Source organism: Flagellimonas rhodophyticola, assembly GCF_049332665.1.
Classification (GTDB): domain Bacteria; phylum Bacteroidota; class Bacteroidia; order Flavobacteriales; family Flavobacteriaceae; genus Flagellimonas.
Genome location: NZ_CP186326.1, coordinates 3,331,949 through 3,350,633, shown reverse-complemented (window position 1 = coordinate 3,350,633; position 18,685 = coordinate 3,331,949). Strand labels below are relative to the sequence as shown.

General features: G+C 35.2%; 17 protein-coding genes. 14 read left to right on the top strand and 3 right to left on the bottom strand.

The window, feature by feature from the left end:
* Positions 1 to 68 precede the first annotated feature (68 nt).
* Positions 69 to 4,130 (bottom strand): gliding motility-associated C-terminal domain-containing protein, encoded by a 4,062-nt coding sequence (locus ACOKFG_RS15065; RefSeq protein ID WP_298791049.1) that lies wholly within the window; start codon positions 4,128 to 4,130, stop codon positions 69 to 71.
* A gap of 448 nt (positions 4,131 to 4,578) precedes the next feature.
* Here ACOKFG_RS15065 and ACOKFG_RS15060 point away from each other — a divergent pair, with 448 nt between their 5' ends.
* From ACOKFG_RS15060 to ACOKFG_RS15005, 12 genes are all read left to right on the top strand, one after another.
* Positions 4,579 to 5,022 carry a hypothetical protein gene (locus tag ACOKFG_RS15060; RefSeq protein ID WP_422861539.1) on the top strand — a complete coding sequence of 148 codons (444 nt, stop codon included), beginning with the start codon at positions 4,579 to 4,581 and terminating at the stop codon, positions 5,020 to 5,022.
* Between the two features lie 327 nt (positions 5,023 to 5,349).
* Complete coding sequence (locus ACOKFG_RS15055; protein WP_298791045.1) at positions 5,350 to 5,508, top strand: hypothetical protein; 159 nt, start codon at positions 5,350 to 5,352, stop codon at positions 5,506 to 5,508.
* Between the two features lie 69 nt (positions 5,509 to 5,577).
* Positions 5,578 to 5,994 carry a hypothetical protein gene (locus ACOKFG_RS15050; RefSeq protein ID WP_298791043.1) on the top strand — a complete coding sequence of 139 codons (417 nt, stop codon included), beginning with the start codon at positions 5,578 to 5,580 and terminating at the stop codon, positions 5,992 to 5,994.
* Positions 5,995 to 6,054: 60 nt separating this feature from the next.
* The gene (locus ACOKFG_RS15045; RefSeq protein WP_298791040.1) at positions 6,055 to 6,363 is read left to right on the top strand and encodes a hypothetical protein; all 309 of its coding nucleotides are present in this window, start codon (positions 6,055 to 6,057) and stop codon (positions 6,361 to 6,363) included.
* A 37-nt stretch (positions 6,364 to 6,400) separates the two neighbouring features.
* A complete protein-coding gene (locus tag ACOKFG_RS15040; protein ID WP_298791038.1) occupies positions 6,401 to 6,625 on the top strand; it encodes a hypothetical protein in 225 nt (74 codons plus the stop codon).
* Positions 6,626 to 6,714: 89 nt separating this feature from the next.
* On the top strand, positions 6,715 to 7,644 hold the full coding sequence (locus tag ACOKFG_RS15035) for a hypothetical protein (RefSeq protein WP_298791036.1): 930 nt from the start codon (positions 6,715 to 6,717) through the stop codon (positions 7,642 to 7,644).
* A gap of 669 nt (positions 7,645 to 8,313) precedes the next feature.
* The gene (locus ACOKFG_RS15030) at positions 8,314 to 8,703 is read left to right on the top strand and encodes a hypothetical protein (protein WP_298791034.1); all 390 of its coding nucleotides are present in this window, start codon (positions 8,314 to 8,316) and stop codon (positions 8,701 to 8,703) included.
* A gap of 47 nt (positions 8,704 to 8,750) precedes the next feature.
* The gene (locus tag ACOKFG_RS15025; RefSeq protein ID WP_422861538.1) at positions 8,751 to 9,437 is read left to right on the top strand and encodes a tetratricopeptide repeat protein; all 687 of its coding nucleotides are present in this window, start codon (positions 8,751 to 8,753) and stop codon (positions 9,435 to 9,437) included.
* 577 nt (positions 9,438 to 10,014) lie between these two features.
* The gene (locus ACOKFG_RS15020; RefSeq protein WP_298791029.1) at positions 10,015 to 11,118 is read left to right on the top strand and encodes a serine hydrolase domain-containing protein; all 1,104 of its coding nucleotides are present in this window, start codon (positions 10,015 to 10,017) and stop codon (positions 11,116 to 11,118) included.
* Between the two features lie 128 nt (positions 11,119 to 11,246).
* Positions 11,247 to 11,462 (top strand): DUF6980 family protein, encoded by a 216-nt coding sequence (locus ACOKFG_RS15015; protein ID WP_298791027.1) that lies wholly within the window; start codon positions 11,247 to 11,249, stop codon positions 11,460 to 11,462.
* A gap of 105 nt (positions 11,463 to 11,567) precedes the next feature.
* Complete coding sequence (locus ACOKFG_RS15010; protein ID WP_298791025.1) at positions 11,568 to 12,155, top strand: hypothetical protein; 588 nt, start codon at positions 11,568 to 11,570, stop codon at positions 12,153 to 12,155.
* A gap of 290 nt (positions 12,156 to 12,445) precedes the next feature.
* Positions 12,446 to 13,366 (top strand): hypothetical protein, encoded by a 921-nt coding sequence (locus ACOKFG_RS15005; RefSeq protein ID WP_298791023.1) that lies wholly within the window; start codon positions 12,446 to 12,448, stop codon positions 13,364 to 13,366.
* A gap of 385 nt (positions 13,367 to 13,751) precedes the next feature.
* Here the strand turns inward: ACOKFG_RS15005 and ACOKFG_RS15000 are convergent, their stop codons facing one another.
* On the bottom strand, positions 13,752 to 14,009 hold the full coding sequence (locus tag ACOKFG_RS15000; protein ID WP_298791021.1) for a hypothetical protein: 258 nt from the start codon (positions 14,007 to 14,009) through the stop codon (positions 13,752 to 13,754).
* 156 nt (positions 14,010 to 14,165) lie between these two features.
* On the opposite strand from ACOKFG_RS15000, the gene ACOKFG_RS14995 reads away from it, so the two are divergent.
* Positions 14,166 to 15,173, top strand: a complete 1,008-nt coding sequence (locus ACOKFG_RS14995; protein WP_422861537.1) for a hypothetical protein — start codon at positions 14,166 to 14,168, stop codon at positions 15,171 to 15,173.
* 173 nt (positions 15,174 to 15,346) lie between these two features.
* Here the strand turns inward: ACOKFG_RS14995 and ACOKFG_RS14990 are convergent, their stop codons facing one another.
* A complete protein-coding gene (locus ACOKFG_RS14990) occupies positions 15,347 to 15,721 on the bottom strand; it encodes a hypothetical protein (RefSeq protein ID WP_298791017.1) in 375 nt (124 codons plus the stop codon).
* A gap of 701 nt (positions 15,722 to 16,422) precedes the next feature.
* On the opposite strand from ACOKFG_RS14990, the gene ACOKFG_RS14985 reads away from it, so the two are divergent.
* Complete coding sequence (locus ACOKFG_RS14985) at positions 16,423 to 18,675, top strand: tetratricopeptide repeat protein (protein WP_298791015.1); 2,253 nt, start codon at positions 16,423 to 16,425, stop codon at positions 18,673 to 18,675.
* Positions 18,676 to 18,685: the final 10 nt, after the last annotated feature.

Sequence of the window (18,685 nt, the reverse complement as noted above, 5' to 3'; positions counted from 1 at the left end):
GGTTTAGTTTTACTATCTGTAATCGATAGTATATTAATTTGGGGTTCATAGTATTGTTATTTGTCATCTTAATCCGCACCTAGATAGATGAATCCATTGATGGGTTCGACCTCTTGGTTTTGGACCGATATGATGTAATAGTATGTGCCAGAGGGCAAAGTGCGCGAACTACCGAAGGCATTATTTGGGGAAAATCCACTCCAATCATTCCTATAATTGTCCGATTCGTATATGATCTGTCCCCATCGATTAAAAATCTGTAACCCAAAAACATAGTCGCAGTATTCGCCTCCCTGGATCTCGAAGAAGTCATTGATCCCATCCGAGTTGGCCGTGACCGTATTGGAAGCAAGGATTTCAGAGGTATTGCAAGGAACACAATCGGTATTGATGCGAATAAAGAAGTCGACAAAGTATTTACAGGTACCATCAGTAGAGCTATAAGAGATATGGTGCTCTCTGACTCCAAAATGGGAAGGATTGAAAATACTTCCATTTAAAGTTTCATTTCCTGATACATTCTCAAATGTACCGTTAGCGTCAAAAGAGGAAGGCAAATAACTGATTAAATCGATACTGTCATCCATGATGCAGATGTCGATGGTTACCGATTCCCTATCAGGTTGCACTACAGTAATGATTTGTTGGAACAGTTCAATATTACCACAAGAGTCGGTGACTTCCCAAAGACGTTCTATGATAAAGTCGTCCGTATTGCTTGATAGTAGGGTCTCTTCCGTAAAATTGACCATATAGTCCCCGCATCCCCCAGTAAAGACAAGATTCGGAACAGGTGGGATTTCTTTCCCGCAGATAACGGTGATTTCTTCATCATAATCCGTCATAATAGGCCCTGTAGGTGGAATCGTAATAATTTGGGTATGCGTGTTTGGGTTGCCAGTACAGTCCGTTGCGGTCCAAGTTCTTGTAATGCTATAACCGTTGGCACAATTGAGGTCATTGGTAATGGCTTCATCAAATACCACTTGCACATTGGAGTCGCAATTGTCAATAGCGGTCAATGTGACTACCATTGGTATATCATTGCAAATGGCGGTAATATCAGCGGGCAAACTTTCCATAAACACTGGAGCTTGTGTATCTATTACCATGATGTTCTGTTGACAGCTCAGAGTATTCAATACCGTAACTTCACCTGGGTCCCTAATGCCATTATCGTTGGTATCTTCATATTCGGTAACGGTATAGGTTCTGATAATGGTGGTTGTACCACAGTTACCCGTATCTGGACTGTTGGCGGCAGTTATTTCAATGATTCCGCAGGGAAAATCCCCAATTGAACCATTTCCATTTCCCAAAGTTTCAAACTCTACTTCGGTAAGACTTGTAGCCGTTGGTATGTCATCGTAACATTCCACGGTCATGGGAGGAAATATGGGACAATTGACTTGAAACACACAGCAGTTGGGGGCAACATCTGACACTGTCAATGTGGAACAGGTATTTACATCCACAAAATCCACGTTGTAATCGGTACCGGCAGGAATAGGGTCAGAAGTCCAGACATTACCATTAAACGCTCCTGGTGCACCAATGCCCATAACCATGTAAGGTGAAGTGCCAGTAAGCTCTACCGTTAGCGTATAATTAGCTCCTGAAACGTCACAAGTGGTACTTTCGACACCTATTTGGGCAAGTTCTGGGAGAAAATCTATCTGTACCTGTACGGAATTTGAATTTATCACAGATGATGTGCAGAACTGGGGATTGAATTCATACGTAGCAGTAAATAGGGTTGGAGCAGTGACCGAAGCAGTGATTGCTGATCCAATACCAACGGTATTACCCTGATTGTCTGTCCAAACAATATCAAAAAGAGTTTCTGGTAGGTTTATGGATAGGTCGACATCTCCTCCAGGGGCACATATTACGCCATTGTTGTTGGCAGAGATGGATGGCTGTATTGGTGCCGGTATAAGGTCGATGTTAGAATCCAGGCCATCACATGGGGTACTTATACGAACTTGATAACTACCATCGGATACGTTTTGAAACAGATGGTTGGTCACCGATATGTCCGTCTCTGTATGCGTCTGAATTGCAATCGAAGGATTGGAAACATCGAATAGCTCATAGGTCATTGGGTAAGTAGGGGTGCCACCTGTTATTTCTGCGTATATAAAACCTGAAGAAGTATCATTTAAATCACAGAACGAACCGGAGGTGCTCACCGTGATACTTTGAAAAGAGGCCACGGTCACAGATGTTCTATATTCCCTATCATTATTATTGAGTGTAACAACCGAAAAGTTTTCATTGAGATTGCTTGACCTAAAATTGATATTGACAAACCTTAAAATGTAATCTCCGGACATAACATTATCAAAAGACCCGGAAAGGAAGTCTGGAGGAATATCTCCTTGCACCAAGGTGCCCAATTCGCCATTTCCGTTATCGGTCCACAGCTCAACTTCTGCTCTTGGATTTAAAGTGCTGGCCACGTTTGCGGGATTCATATCATAAACGATTCTCGAAGAATTGAAACATCCATTGATTACTTGAATCGAAGGATTATATTGGGCCAAGGTTGAAACTGTGTGCAATCTCTGTGCTTGATTATTGCAGACATCGGTTATATTGATTTCATAATCACCCGGCGGCAAGTCCCCTATAAAGGAACGATTTATGGTAGTGGTATAGGTCACCGGAAAATTAATAGTGTAGGAACCTGCAAGGCTAAAAGGATGACCCGGATTTATGGTCAGGCTAGGGACAAATGGTACAGGACTTATCTCATAAGTAGTCGCAGGAATGGTTGCGGAAGAACCCATTGTCGGTACCCTGTCAATTACCAAAGCACCCGTTCCTTCCAAAATAGAGCTTGATTCGTTTATGGTCATTTCATTCAATGGATTAAATCCAACAAGGGTGTCAAATTCCTTGCTTACGGAATGACAGGGGTCAGAGCCAGTTACCCTATAATGTCCAGGCCCTGGTAAGGGTTGAGAAATTCTATTGTTTATGTTTAGGGAGCTGGTCGATAGAATTGTGGTCCATGTTCCAGGTGAAATTTCTTGCTCTATCGTTATGCTATTTGAAGCATTATCACTACAAAAAAAGGATATGTTGTCTATACCGCCAGATCCAGTAAAACCTGCCCCGGTAATGTTTACTAAATGCGAAAAAGAACAGGTCGCTGAATCATAGAACAAATCAGGATCAACCAAAAGAAAGTCATTGTCCATAGGTGGGGCAGTATCCGTTGTGCCAAAAATGTCACAACCATCGTTGAATAATAGCTCATAGGAATCATTTTCAACCAATCCGGAGGGATAACTAAAGTTTACAGTATTTCCGTTGACATTTATGAACGATAAGTTTTGGGGTGTTCCACCATTAACTACGATTGTGGCATTACCCGGAAGCTGTACATTGTTTTGTCCATTTTGGGAATAGACAAATATGTTAAAGGTCACATCAAATCTATCACATTCAGGTAAACACCTTCTGCTATAATTTGCAGCAAAATATTCAGAAACCCGGGTATTATTAGTGGATATGACAGGGTTCTGTGTCTGTGAGACGCCGCATCCCATGTCAGTCACGGTAAAGGAAACTGCTTCCCCACCTTCCATGTTCCCAAAAGTATGTGAGGTATCTGCTGTCGGGCCAAAACTTTGAAGTCCGAATTGTGAAGTTACCTCATAAAGAAACGGGCCATTACCGCCATTGTCAATAGTGATGTCCAATGTTCCATCTGGTGTATATTGGGTTGCGCCATTAGAACAAGATGGGGCTTGGCTGCTACCAGAAATCTGCATAACCTGGTATGTAGTGGTAACCTGTACCGGGTTGTTTGTGTAGAATAATTCTGTTGTACCATTGACCAATCGTATTGAATAGTCTCCAATCGCCAAGGAATTAAAATCAATGGGGCCTCCATCGGCAGGGATGTTTCTTATGGTCTCTACGCCACCCGGGTTTGTAAGAATGACTTGCCATCCTGTACAAGGTGGCCCGCCTGGGAGAAGTACCTCGATATTCCCATCCCCTGGGCAGCTGCTTGGGGAGACGGTTACAGTAAAATTATTTGCATCACATTGAGCTTGAATTGTGGTAAAGCCAAAAATCCAAAGCAGAGAAAAAACAAGTAGGCATTTAGTTCTCATGACAAAAGTTTAAGATTGAAAAATGATAGATGCGTGTTTTTAAGTCTAGAGCTTCTATGTTCTCTCAATCGATTGGAATCAAAATTACATCTGATGCTGTCTGTTTTGTTTGCTTTACTCTCCAAAAGGCTGTTATCATTTATTTATAGGTTTTTTTCTTTCATTTTTCGGAAAATGAATAAATTTTCTTCTTTTGCGAATAATCCAATAAAGGGATTCTATATCGATTATGGGCGTGAGTCGGAAGTGCTGTTCCAAAAAAGCTCACTTCTTCTCAAAAGGAATAGTTGTTTCAACACTAGGGATAACTTTTTCGCTATTGTTTTCAACAAGTTACAAGTAGTTTGACCAAAGAATTGATGAAATATTCCGTTGAGGAAATAGTGGAATTCCAAGACCTAAGTTTCCATTAGCTTTATGAACTTACGATTATTCTTCAGGTGCAACAATGCTAAACTTGATTGAAATAATTAAGCATTGGTCGATTACTGAAAAAAATGATTGGCAAAGTATAAAATCAAAAATTAGGATAGTTGGGGTAACTGAAAGAACTAAAAACAGTCCTAACACTTGGAGGTGGCAACAACAACCAAAATCCCAACAAGTCCTCGATGGAATCAAGGTTAAGAATGTTTCGGTTGGCTGGAACTTTTGGTCAGAGCTAGGAAATAATCAGAACAAGGTTACTCCATCAAACTCTCCTGATAAATGGGCCTCTGAGGAAATAAGTCGACCCAATATCAACAAAAAACACTTAGAAGGATTGAATTTTGCGTATAAATTAAATATACTTGGTCTTAATGAGGAAGTAAGAAATCGATTTAAGACAAGCATGCAGGAGCAGATTGAAATGGAACAGAAGTGGTTTAAAGAATGGTACAAGGAAATTTAACCCTTAACCCATAGATTTTGTATTAAAAGTTCAAATAAGGATAAGCAATCTATGAAATCAAAATACCTAGTCTATCTTGTAATTGTAAGCTTAGTGATTAAAATAGGCATAAGGTTGTCGATTCCATATTTAGCTCAGCATACAAAAATTGACCCATTCAATTTTGGTTTAATCGGAGGTGGAGTTGATATTATTGCATTTTTATCAATTGTTGGATTGCTGATCAAAATTTTTAGGTACGAGAACAAAAGTGATTTTTTGGACTCTTAATTTTCCTCATCCGTTATTGATAAATAACCATAATTTAGAGTTCAAATAAACGATTGAATGGCATTTACAAAGGAAATAGAGAATGATGAGCTTTATGTTTTCATGAACGGAAAACTCATCTATAAAAGATGGTTGAAAACAGGGCAATCAAAAGTCTTTGACATAATGGCCTATAATCAATACACTTTGAAATCGATTAAAGAAAACGAACACTAAGTTCAATTAAAGGATGAATCATAACTTAGTTGTCAATTCAAAACAAAGGAGACCGTTAGCCAACCTTAAATGAAAATAAAATTCCCGACATTAATTTCAATAATACTATTCATATCGAGTTGTGACACCGCAAAAAAATTAGATGGAAATTTTTCAATCTGTGAAAAAAGTCAATACTTAGAGATATATTTCAAAAAAGACTCAATGAGAGTAGCTTCGGAAAACGAGATGGTGGGACTTTCGGAATGGAGAAAAATTGAAATCATTGATGACACTCTCTATTTTGAATCATTTGGAGAATGGAAGGAGGATTTAAAAGCAAGAGTTGACCACATTTCAAAAAATAATTTAGGACTACGGATTCTAGAGAATGAGAATGAATTTACAATTAATTTAATGCGTGTTACTGAAAAAATAGATTTCGAAAATCAAAAAGAGTTTTGGAAAGAATTTAAAAATCGAAGGACTAAAAGAGGGTGTAAATAAACATTGGCTAACAAAAAACTGAGTTAACCTAAAGTTCAAATAAACGATAAAACAAAACCAATGAAAATCATAAACGATGAATCATATGAATCAGCTGCTGCCGAATGGCAATATCAAATGATTTCTATGTTAAAAGATACTCTAGCAAAGTATGGGGTTGATAAGGCAAAACTTAAAGATATCTGTGGTGAGTTTTCCTTTGACCTTGCAATGCTTCAAGATCAGGGAGAAATAAAGGTTGATGGTGAAGAGCTGAGACCAGTAATTTGTTTTGAAAATCCTGATGGAGAATTGAAATACAATTCAGACGACGATTTTCAATTGCATGATTATGCGTATGGCAACACCAGCGAAGTATTTGGTGATTAAAGTTCAAATAAACGATTCATCCAAAATCAAAATTTGATTGAATTTAAAGTATAACACACTAGGAGAAATCATATCAGGAAGGAACGCAGGATGGTATGTGAAACTTATTGATGACAGAGCGAGCTCAGGTGGTATTTACATCTATGAATTTAAGGAACCGGATGATAATGAAGGTTTTGATACTTGGCTTGAAAATGAAAATGACGTAGATGGCTTTATCTCAGAATCAGGTTGGAAAATTAAATGGCTGAACAAGAACTGAAAACCAAAAGTTTACAAAAACGATAAATAGGTCAACATAGACAGTAGCTTAATTTTGATAGCTTAAAACAGTAAATCAACGATTAATAAATGAAGAAATTAGTATTACTTTTAATAATCTTTCCAGTCATATGCTATTCCCAATATTTCAGTGGGGAAATCACTTATCAAATTGAAATATTGCCCAAATCGGATACAGTTGATGTAAAAGACATCATTGATATGAAGCATGGCACTCAAGCTAAATATGTTATTACTTCCAAGAAATATAAATCAACATACTTTAAAAACAACGAATATAATTATTCATATACCTATGATGATAAAACCAAAAGAATGTATGATGATTATAGTGACAAACCATACGTGACATTTAGGGATTCCCAAAAAGGAAACTTTGAATACTTTGGCTCAAATGTATATAAAGACAGCATCATCAATGTTCTAGGGCATGATTGCTACATGGTAGTCACAAAGTCTGAGTATGGCACCTCCCGAACATATTATTCAGATGACATCCGTGTTAATTATTCTGACTTTGAAGGGCACCAAGTTGGAAATTGGTACAATAAACTCAAAGAAGTAAATGGAGCAATAACCCTTAAGACCATTACAGAACACGATACATACTTCGAGATACAGGAAGCAGTTAAAATAATGGAACGAAATGTTGATGATAATGATTTTGAACTTCCCAACAAACCAGTAGCGGCTGCTTTCTCTGCATTGGATAGTCGAGTTGAGATGATTCAACCAACTCCTGAGCAGATACAATGCTATCAAGAGAAAGTCTCAAAGGCCTCTAATAAAGATGGTGAAAAGTACATATGTTACATGAGTTTTTTGCTTCAAAAGGATGGAACAATTGGATATATTGAGCCATACGAAAAAGATGACTCTGGGTTCTATTTGGTAGCCTCCGACATTATACAAAACTGTGGCTTTCAATTCCAACCTGGGATTATAAATGGACAACAGGTGGATTCCCAGGTATACTTCCCAGTTGAATTTATAAAATGATTAAAGTTCAAATAAACGATTCCATGTGGTTCGATAATGAAAAATTAAGAAAGTTGATTTGGAAACACCACAAGGATAGTATTCCAATTTACATTGGTATGGTGCTACTTACACTTTTAGTTTTACTGATGTATTATATTGATACATCGTTCTAGAATCGAGGTAATAACAAAAAATTCAAAAAAACGATATGGTAGATTTTCCAAATAGAGATGATTATTGAAATACATTATGAAAACCTAACAATTAGAGTGATTCTGTTTTATACAGTCGTTTCAATTCTCCTCACTCTTTTTTTAACTTGGTTGACAAAGGTTATTATGAAATATCTTTCTAGCAAAAACCTAAATTCTAGATTGCTATCTAAAATACTGTTCATAGTTTTCTTGAGTATTTTCATATTACTTGTTTTGACAGACAAACCATATTCACAAGGAAGATGATAAATTGAAAATATGAAAAACGATTAAATTAAATAGATGGGCTTTGTTATAGTATTAATTGTTGGGGTACTTGGAATAGCATATAATCTTAACCTATTTTTAAAAGACAAAAAGAACTTCAATGCTATTCTAAGAATAATTGCCCTGATTGGATTACTTTCTTTATATACATACAACGATTACTTTGCATAATGAAAATTGAAGGTTCGAAAAAACAATAAAATATATGCTCGAAGGTATTGCTGAAATTCTAATTTCTGTTTTGGATTTATTCCTGCTTGGTTCCAATTCTAAGAAAAGAAGACATTCCAGAATAGATCGAGTTGTGGTGGATTGGTCAAAAAAGGTTGGGCTTCATCCGCAATATGAATATAAAGATGACAAGGTTCGTTCCATGAAAGTGGTGGACGATGCTGGGAATAGTTATCAAATTTGGATTGAAACTCTCAAATGGAGACGTTTGAAAGTTAGGGCATCCAATAATAAGAGTGGGAAAAAGAATAAAAAATGGAAAAGAACAAGTAGAGACTCCAATCTTACCAAGGTCTTGTTTGAGGCTTATGGGGTTACGGAACAGTGGATCTTGAAAAGTGGTAATACCAGAACGATTTATTAAAAAGTTCAATAAAACGATAACCACGCCTTACAGACAAGTTGTATATAATGCAAAGAAGTACAATAATCATTCTCATTTTAATTCAACTCCTCATTTCTTGTGACTTTAGAACACCGGAAGAATATTATGATTTAGCATACGACAAAATAGCGATTGGAAATTGTAGTGAGGCAATTGACCTTTTGGACAAAGCCATTCAAAAACGACCTGAATTTCGACCAGGATTATTACAAAGAGGTTTTTGTAAAATGGAAATGCAACAAGACCTTGATGCGATTAAAGACTTCGATACTATATTAACTTTTGACCCAGGTAATACTTTGACCCTTTTTAATCTAGGAATTTGTTATTACAATTTGTCAGAATATGCAAAATCAATACAATATTTTAGCATGGCGATGCAAACAGTGGGTTCTAATTCAAATGACACTGTACAAATTGAATTACAATTGTTGAGCGATGTGGACAATGATTCAAATTATTTACTATACGAAAACGAAATTCGTTTTGAAAGAGGGTGCTCCTTTGCAAAGAATGGTGAATTTGAAAAGGCAATTGATGATTTCAATAATGTTTTAAGCACAAATTACAAAGAGGCAGAATGTTATTATTGGATGGGTTATTCATCTATGGGATTAACTGACTCCATTCAAGCCTGTCAATATTTTTCAAGATCTGCTGATTTAGGCTGGAAGGAGTCAAAAGATGAATTAAAACAAATATGCTCAAAATAAAAGTTCAAATAAACGATTGGAAACGAACGATAAATAGTTAAGTTCCTGAATAATCTTAAAACATAAAAAAGTCAATAAATCTTAGAATGAAAAAATTAATTGTTTATTTCTACGCTTGGCTATTATTCATGCTTGTAATATCAATTCTAATGCTGGTAGCTTATCTGTGGATGGGAAAAGAGATAAATTGGAGTAATGTTTTAATTGCTTATGGATTAACAATCCCAATTACAGTAATGGTTAGAAATTACGTTAAAAAACAAAAAACGTCGAGCAACTAGACGTTCTATGAAAAGTCATATTCTTTTTATATAAAGTTCAAATAAAGGATGAATCTTCATAATTAGTTAAGCTTATGTATAATTATTTTTTTAACGATTTAATGACACTAGCTTTTTAAAAGGAACGTTTATTAGAACATTTCTTTTGCTTCACTGGATGTTCCAAAATGGACCTCCGGCTGCCTTTGACAACCTCCCATAGCGCTCATTTATTACTATCCAGTATGAACAAATAGAGTTACGAATCTTGTAACTTTTCATTTTTCGGGCAGTACTTACTAAAAGCACAAATACTTATGATACAAAAAACACTTTTAGCATTACTTTCAATTGCTGGAATTTTCATTGCAAATGGCCAGGAAAAGGACGATTTAAGTAAAGTAATTAGCACTCTATGTGATTCTTTACTGGCAAAAAAGGAAATCCGATCATTATCCGTAGGAGTTATAAAAAGCGATAAAATTTACAAGTTTCATAAGGGTAGGCTTATCAATAGAAAAAGCCCTGGTGACAATACCCTTTATGAAATGGCTTCTTTAACAAAAACCTTTACAGGAACATTACTTGCAAAAGCGATTTTGGATAAAAAGGTCGGTCTTGATGAAGATATAAGAAAATATTTACCGGATAGCTTGCCGAATTTAGAGTTCGATGGAAAGCCGATATCCTTTAGACATTTGGTAACGCACACCAGTGGTTTGCCGAACATGTTCCCCAACATACCTGAAATATTTGATAAACCTGATTGGAACGAACTTCCTTTTAAAATCAACAAATTACAAGAGGGTTATACCAGATCGCAATTTTTGGAAGCATTGCAGGGTATTAAATTGGATACGGTTCCCGGGTTTAAACTTAGCTATTCCAACGCTGGCGCGAATTTACTTGGCTATTGTCTTGAGAAAATATATAATAAGTCCTACAAGGATTTAATAAAAGCTTTTATTCTTCAACCCTTAAGAATGAATAACACCTATGTTGGTGTTTCCGATAGTAAATCCAAGTCAGTTGCCAAAGGGTTGAATTCAAATGGACTTGAGATGCCCATTAGAGTAAGGAAAGAACTCAATGCCGAGGGAGGTATTGTTTCTAGCCTTGATGATATGATGAAATACATACAATTTCATTTACAGAACGACAATGCTATAATACGGATTTCACATCAGGAATTGTTGAACGGGAAATATGGAGATTTCGAGAACGGTCTTTTTTGGCAAATCATCAAGAACGGCCCAAAACCCGATAAGGTATTTCAAAATGGAGGGGCTTTTGGAACATCAAGTTGGATTACATTGGTGCCGGAATCAGAATTGGGGGTTTTTATCATTACAAATGTATCGGGACCGGAAGTGCACCAAAAGTTAAACGCTACCGCCGATAAAATCATCGAACTTTTTTAACCAATTCTCGTTATAGGTTTTTTTGACGAGTCATAAATTAAGCTGGAGTAGTTCTTTAAAACAAACCTTTTACAGAACCATCTTAATTATTCTTAACTTCATTTCTCAACTGAAAGTTCAAATAAAGGATGACGGAAAATAAATCTTATTGTTGTGAAATGATGGAAGCAAACACATCATTTAATTGTGATTTGCATGCAGACAAATATGATTGCCCTGATACTTTAATTGACCATAACAAAGAGTCAGATTGTTTTTCAATAATTATCCATGATGGTGGAACTTCTGGGATAGAAATCAGCTTTTGTCCATGGTGTGGAACTGAATTACAAAACAAGATTTAAATAAAAGTTCAAATAAACGATTATCAAATACATCGATTATATTCCCATATGGAGGTATGTAGATGTATTTTACATCCATATAAACAAGTTGCGTGTAATTGAAAAATGAGATTTAGAAAAAGAAAATCTAACGATTTGTTTGAACTGCCTGAAAAAGCAAAGAAAATTCATTCGCTAGAAGTTATTCTACCCGATTATAATATCAGTGATTATGGAACAGAGTTTTTGAAATTTGAGAACTTAAAGGAATTGTATGTTCAATCTCACGCCCATATGGAAAATCTTTTACCTCAAGAAATTGGAGATTTAGTATTGCTTGAGAAATTGTATATCCTAAATTTCAACTATAAAGAATTTCCTAATTGGATTTTTAAATTAAAAAATATCAAACAGCTAATGCTAAGAGGAAATAATGTGGATTATATTCCAAAACAAATTAAAGAGCTGTCAGCCTTGGAAAAACTTAGAATCGAGAATTGCAAATTGGCTGATTTGCCAGACTCTATTGCAAATCTGAATAATTTGAGAGAATTATCATTGTCAGCTAACTCCAAGTTAATTAAATTGAACATTGACAATTTACCTAATAATCTGAAAATACTGAATTTGGCTGTAACGGGAATTATAGGTCAACATCTTAAGGAGATTGAATTAAAATGTCCTCATTTAAAAATAAATAGATTCGTAAACTAACAACTACACACCATAATGGCTATAAGTAATTGCCTGTTCTCGCCTACTTTGGAAATTCCCACGGAATTTCCAACTTGGTGTGTACTTGTAAAGTTAAGTGCTAAACCACGCAACTACTCCTAGCCGAGACCGTTGAAAGTTCAAATAAAGGATAAATACGTAATCATTTGTCATCGAGTTTGGTTGCTACCTATATGTTTAGGCCTTCGGTTTTTTTATTCCATTTTTGTAGGTAAGTATATTCTTATTATTAAATTTCCGCCTGTACTTAGTAACCAAACACACAAACCATGAGTAAGGTCAAATATTATTACGACCCCGACACTCTCTCTTACAGAAAAATAGAACCAAAACCCTGGGCTAAAAGAAGGCGTTGGACAGTTTTCATCATATTTATACTTAGTATTCTCTTCTTTGGATGGAAACTTATGTACCATAATCTATTTCCCTACGCTATCATATTGGAAGATGTTCCTTTTTCGAAGCACAAACTGCAATTGGCCAGCGATCACATTGATAATTTAACAATCATCTTTGATAGCGTACAGGAACATATTGATAAACTGCAACATGGAGCTCAAGGCATAAGACACAACATAGAGGACAGTGCTCTAAAACATGACCGAATCAATTCCAAGATTAATGCCCTTGAAACCACTGTTGTTGGCCTTGAGATGGAGGTTAAAGAGAAAAACCTTGAAATCACAAGGCTTGAAGAAAGATTTGAACGTGTTATGGCCGGTGGTAAAGATCAAATTGAGGCCTATTCATATTTTAGTTATCACATTCAGAGGCAATGGAAGGTTATAATCGTAATTTTTACTGTAGTTTTAGGTACCATCCTAAATATTACAATTCAGAAATACTTCAGTGGAAAAAGAGAACAAAGAGCTTTTGAGCTAGCCTCATTCAAAAAAGAACAATATGATAATGGATTTATAAAGGTTGAAAAAGAATGGGAACAAAAGATTACTGAAGTAGAAAACGAAAACAAGATAAAGGTCTCTAACCTAAATAAAAGATACGATAAAGTCGCGAAGGATTATGGTGAATTACTCAGAGATTATGAAGAAATGAATAGAATAACACTAAGCATTTTAAATTATATCAAAAATGACCAAGGATTCAGGAAAAAAATAGGCTTTGAGAATTGGCCTGGAAACCTAAAAAGCTTGTTGGATGAGATGATTATTGATTTGGAAGCAAACTAGACTGTTCAATTATTTTCATGAGTGTTTTATAATATTTAAATCAATTGGAAACTGTTAGGGATAGGCATAATTGGGTGAATAGATATTCTGATAGATTGTGAAATTATCCGACAAAGTATTTATCCTGAGAAACAACATTATTATGAAAAAGGAGATACTTGACTTCGAAAATCAAGGAGCTAAAGTGTTTTTCCAAATGAGTAAATTATATGAATTACTAAAATGAAAAAGCAAAGCTTTATCTTTAGTAAAGTTCAAATAAACGATGATACTAACAGTCAAGCTTAATAATTGCTTTTAAGTTGAATATAATTCGATATTGGATATTATTAAAGTTTCTGGTTTTTTGTATAAGCAACTTACATGGGCAAAAGTTGAACGGAATTTATACTTGGAGCGGAGAAGTAAAAGAACATGAATCTGATTTCGGAATTACTACCATAAAAATATCAAGTGACTTGACATTTAAACAAACTGACTTTTTCGGTTTTAGTCTTTTTTTGAAGTCGGCTTTGGCCCACTCTATTGGAGAGATTGTTTCTTGAGATCCTTTTTCATTCACCAACAGGGAGACCAGTTTTAGTTTTTCCGTATTGGAAAGTTGTAGTTCTTTTAAAATATGAAAAGCTGTTTCGGTATCCATTATTTGGTTTTTATAATTTCATGTAATGGTCTAAAATCAGAAATTATGACATATTGCAAAAGTATAAATCGTTACCATATATACTACTTGGTCAACCATTCATACATTAATGGGGAAACTAATTAACAAGATTTGTAATTTATAAAGAAACAAATCATGCCAGCTCTGTCAGCAATAAAGCAAACCCAAACCTATAGTGATCTTCTTGTTTCCTTGATACGGACACCTGGAAATTTGGTGGATCAAACCTACATGCCAAACGAGGAAGTAAATTTTTCTGACGCCTGTGATCAGACCGATAGTGGTCATGGGGAATGGGTTGGTGTAACGGTATCTTGTCAAAATTTTGCAATTGGAGAGGAAACGGGAGGTTCAGGGGCCTTAGGCAATGATGACCCTCAGTATGTTGGTGTATGCATTAGTCCCTCGCCAACGGTTTCAAGAAGTTTAGAGTATACCGATTCTGCTGAAAAAGACCCAAAGTGGGTAACTAAAGATTTTGGTGCTTATAGCCCTTTGAATCAGTCTGACAAGGTTAGATTTGGAGTAATAACCAATGCATTCAACAATGATTCAACTGAGGCATGGGAAGGTATAGTGAAAGCCTTAGGTTCTGATATGACCACCGCTATGACCTTAGGTATTACTGCTCTACCTGGATTGGCTCAAATAACTACTGTTGGGGCAATAGGGGAAGCCATTACAAAATGGGTATCAGATGCACTTACAAATGATCCTGATGATTTAGGAACTGTTGATATTTGTGACAGTATCAACCCAATCAAATGGTACGCGAAAACAGATAAAGATACCTGGACAGCAAGAAAATGGGCGGTACATACGGTTGAGAGCAATCCTACAAGTGGTTGGTACTTATCGCAATGGTTCATTACCCTTTCAAAGAAGGTTGAACGTTATGAGATTAGGGATGCACCAATTTCTGAACTTTACTCTTCATTGCAAAAATCAGACTTTAAAGGTCTAAGTAATGATATGATACTTGCTGGTCTAAAGGCAACTATGGGAGGGGATGTGAATGTCATTGCGGAAAAACATGGTATCAAACCCATAGATGTTTATTCAGCTCAGTTTGCGTTGAGGTCTGCTACCGATGGAGAATTATCCGCTTTGGTAAACAGAGTATTAATTGATAAGCTTGGTTAAAACTCTTCTTGAAGGTCTCCATAGTGATCTTCTATTTCCATTCTGTATAACATATACCCTAAAAACCCTACAATGGCTATTAATACTGTTCCCACAGTAAGTAATCCATAAATTAATCATTTATTCAAGTGTTTTTTTTATTAATTAGGTATTCTTATACCTTTTAAGTTAAATTATTGAAATTGTTCCTTATATCCTTTAACCAGTTCAAAAGTCAAGGAATGCATCTCATTTAAAATTTGTAAAAAAGGATTCATAATTTTAAAAGTTTCTTCAATATCTATTGACGAAAGCATTTTTATAACTTTTATTGGCTCCTTATCATAATGGATTGATAAATCTCTTTGACTTTTAAGTTTGATAAGGTTCAATTCTAAATTTTCATCAAGTTTCAACGTAATTCTATCATATTCTGATTGAAATTTAGGTAGGTCAATAATTATTTGAGCTATTTCTTTAATCCAAAAAGAGTTATTTCTATTTCGCACAATTTCAACCCCTCTTTCATTTTCAGGTATGAAATTGTAAATTTTTTTTGAATCCCTCAATAAGTATTACCACTATATGTCTTGTAAAATAAAGTTGTTGATATTGAGACTTAGCATTCAAGAAATTTAAAGTACCGCAACATAAGCCTGAAGTCAAGATTCCTATAAATAGATGGTAGTTAATAAATATTTGTAATTATTGAAATTGACATCTAGGCCTTTAGTTTTAGAAAATTTTTCGTAATCCTGAATTGTAACACATGTTTTCTCCAATACATCCATTTCGGCAACTAGTTGATTCAACCTGTCTTCAACATTTTTTTCTAATCTAAGCTTAGTTTCCGCGGTCATTTTCATAATCCTGAATTGATAAATGTCAAGTTAATCCAATTACAAATTGAGTTCTACAGGAAATAGTTGAGGTATGGCGTTAATTCATTTTTAATTAAAAATGTTGCCGTGTCTTCAGAGGTTGTTTTGCTCATTTATTAGAGCTTATGGAAGTTTTTGCAGATGATAAGATCTGTGGTAGACTTTCCAATATTTTCTATGAAATGGTGGAACAGAACGGCAAACCCCATGAACTGGCAAGGCAGATCTATATGGACTGGATGGTGGCGATAAGAGAACAGTATAAGACCTTCAGGCACATACATTAGTAAACATTTGATTGGAAGTAAATGCTGTAAATTAAATTTGAGGCATTTTTACAATATTTTGAACTAGTTGGTTATCTTTCTAAATCAATAAGAATAAACTTCGTGGCCAAAAAACCAACAAGAAAAATTATAGGAAAATACTTGGGATGGATATTTGGAGCATTTCCAATTCTTTCCGGCCTAAGTGACCTGAAAACATGGGATGATCTATTAAGCTACTTATCTGAAAAGGCGGGTGAATTATTCGCAATTGCAGAATTGATAGGTAGGGTGGTGCATTTAGTCCTGTATCCTTGGAGGACCTTTAAAAATTTTCTGTTTGATATAGCACCCTTTGACATTCCTATTGAGTGGTACGATCCTATTTTCATCGGATCTTTTTTGATTTTCACGCCTTTCGTATTTGTAATGCATAAAATTGTCCATGCTGAATCCCTTTCCCTTTGGTCTAAATTCAACGAAGAGGTGAGACCATTATTTAGTAAAGAGCCTGAGAAAGAAAATTTTAGAACAACTCATCAAGAAATAAACAAGGTTTTGAACCCGGTCAAATACAAAAAATTGCTAGGTTTATTGGCAGGGCCTCCTATTGAGTACTTTTTTCTCTTGATTTCAGACGTGCATTCAGAAATAATTACAAATAAAAGAGAACAATGCCTTAAGTATTTTGAGCAATTGGATGGCCATTTTCAATCATTAAAAGTAAAGGCAAAGAAGTCATTCAGAAAACAGAGAATCAGGTTTATTATATTGCTATCCTTCATTTTGATAATTACTATTGATCGGCTATTTTATGTGCCTGGGTTTAGGGTTTTGGAATTTCTAAAGTGGACTGGCATATTTTCTATAGCCTTGCCCGTTGGGGTCTATTATTGCTTTGTCATGCTTGGATTGGCATATATTTTGGTTTTAAAGTTTGAAAAAAACCCTTATCGGAGAGCCAAAATATTTGACAGACTTACAAATGGGGCATTCGGTTTTAAGGGGCAACTTCTAAAATCTATTAATGATTATCCTGATTTAAAGGATTGGTTGGTGATTTGGGGTGAAAAGCTTACACCAGGGCAAGCTGTAATGAGTATTTTTCCTGGAGAGCAAGAAATCGCACATAAATTCACTTTTCAAAAAAACAAAAAGTTGGGAACAAGCTATTTATTGGGGACAAACAATTATTACTACAAGTTGAAGATGTCACAGTCGGTTCCAGTATTAGTTGGGTCTCAACAAAAAACCGTATTAAAACTTTTTCCGATTAGGGCAAAGTTTAAACATGAAAAAAGATTTAATGAATATGATTGGCTGTTGAAAGGACAATACCATTATTTCCGAAACGAGTTCGATCTATCAATAAAGTCGTTAAAACAATGTTTATTGGTTAATCCAAATTTTTTTTTAGGCCATGATCTGTTATCCTTTATATATGCTGAGGCAAAAGATCATGATTCCAGTGATTTTCATCTCAAAAAGGCCATTGAAATCAATCCGATTTCAAAAAACACCTATAACAGAATTGGTTTAAACCATATGAATATGGGCAATTATGAACTGGCTATAGATGTATTTGATAAAATGCTAAGAAGAAATCCAGCATCGCCTAATATTCTAATAAATAAAGGAGAGTGTCATTTGAAAGCCAAGCAATTTGACCTAGCCAAAGCAGAATTCAATAAAGCCGTTGATTTTATGCCCAAAAACTCTTTGGCACTAGCCAAAAGGGGTCATGCAAATTATTTCCTGGGAAATTATATGGAATCAATTAACGATTTCGGAAGGGCACTTGCTATTGAACCAAATAATTCTCTTACGATTTATTTTTTATCCCTTTGCCACTATAAACTCAGAAATTTTAAAATAGCCCTTGAATTTATTGATAAAGCAATAGCTCTAGAACCGTTGCAGGAATTGCTATTTTCAGCCAAGGCAATTTATTTGGTTGACCTTGATTCCTTTGATGGTGCAAGGGAATCAATTCAGAAAGCATTGGATATTAACCCTAATAACCCTAAATCTATAAGTATCTCGGGGTTTGTAGAATATCACGCAGAAAAGTTTGATAATGCCCTACAAATATTGAACTTTTGTATTGAAAGGTTTCCAGATTTTCAAGATTCCTATGCTTTTAGATCAACTGTTCATTTGGTAATGGGAGATATTGAAAAAGGTGAGTTGGACAACAATAAGTGCCTTGAATTAAACCCGGATTCAAAAAGGTATTTCCTTAACAAAGGAATTATTAATTTGAAAAAGGGGAATAAAGAACTTGCCTGCAATAACTTTAAAAAGGCCGAAGAGATAGGAATATATGAGTCAAAGAAATGGCTTCGGGAACACTGTGGGATTGAAAAACTCTCTTAAAATAGGCAAA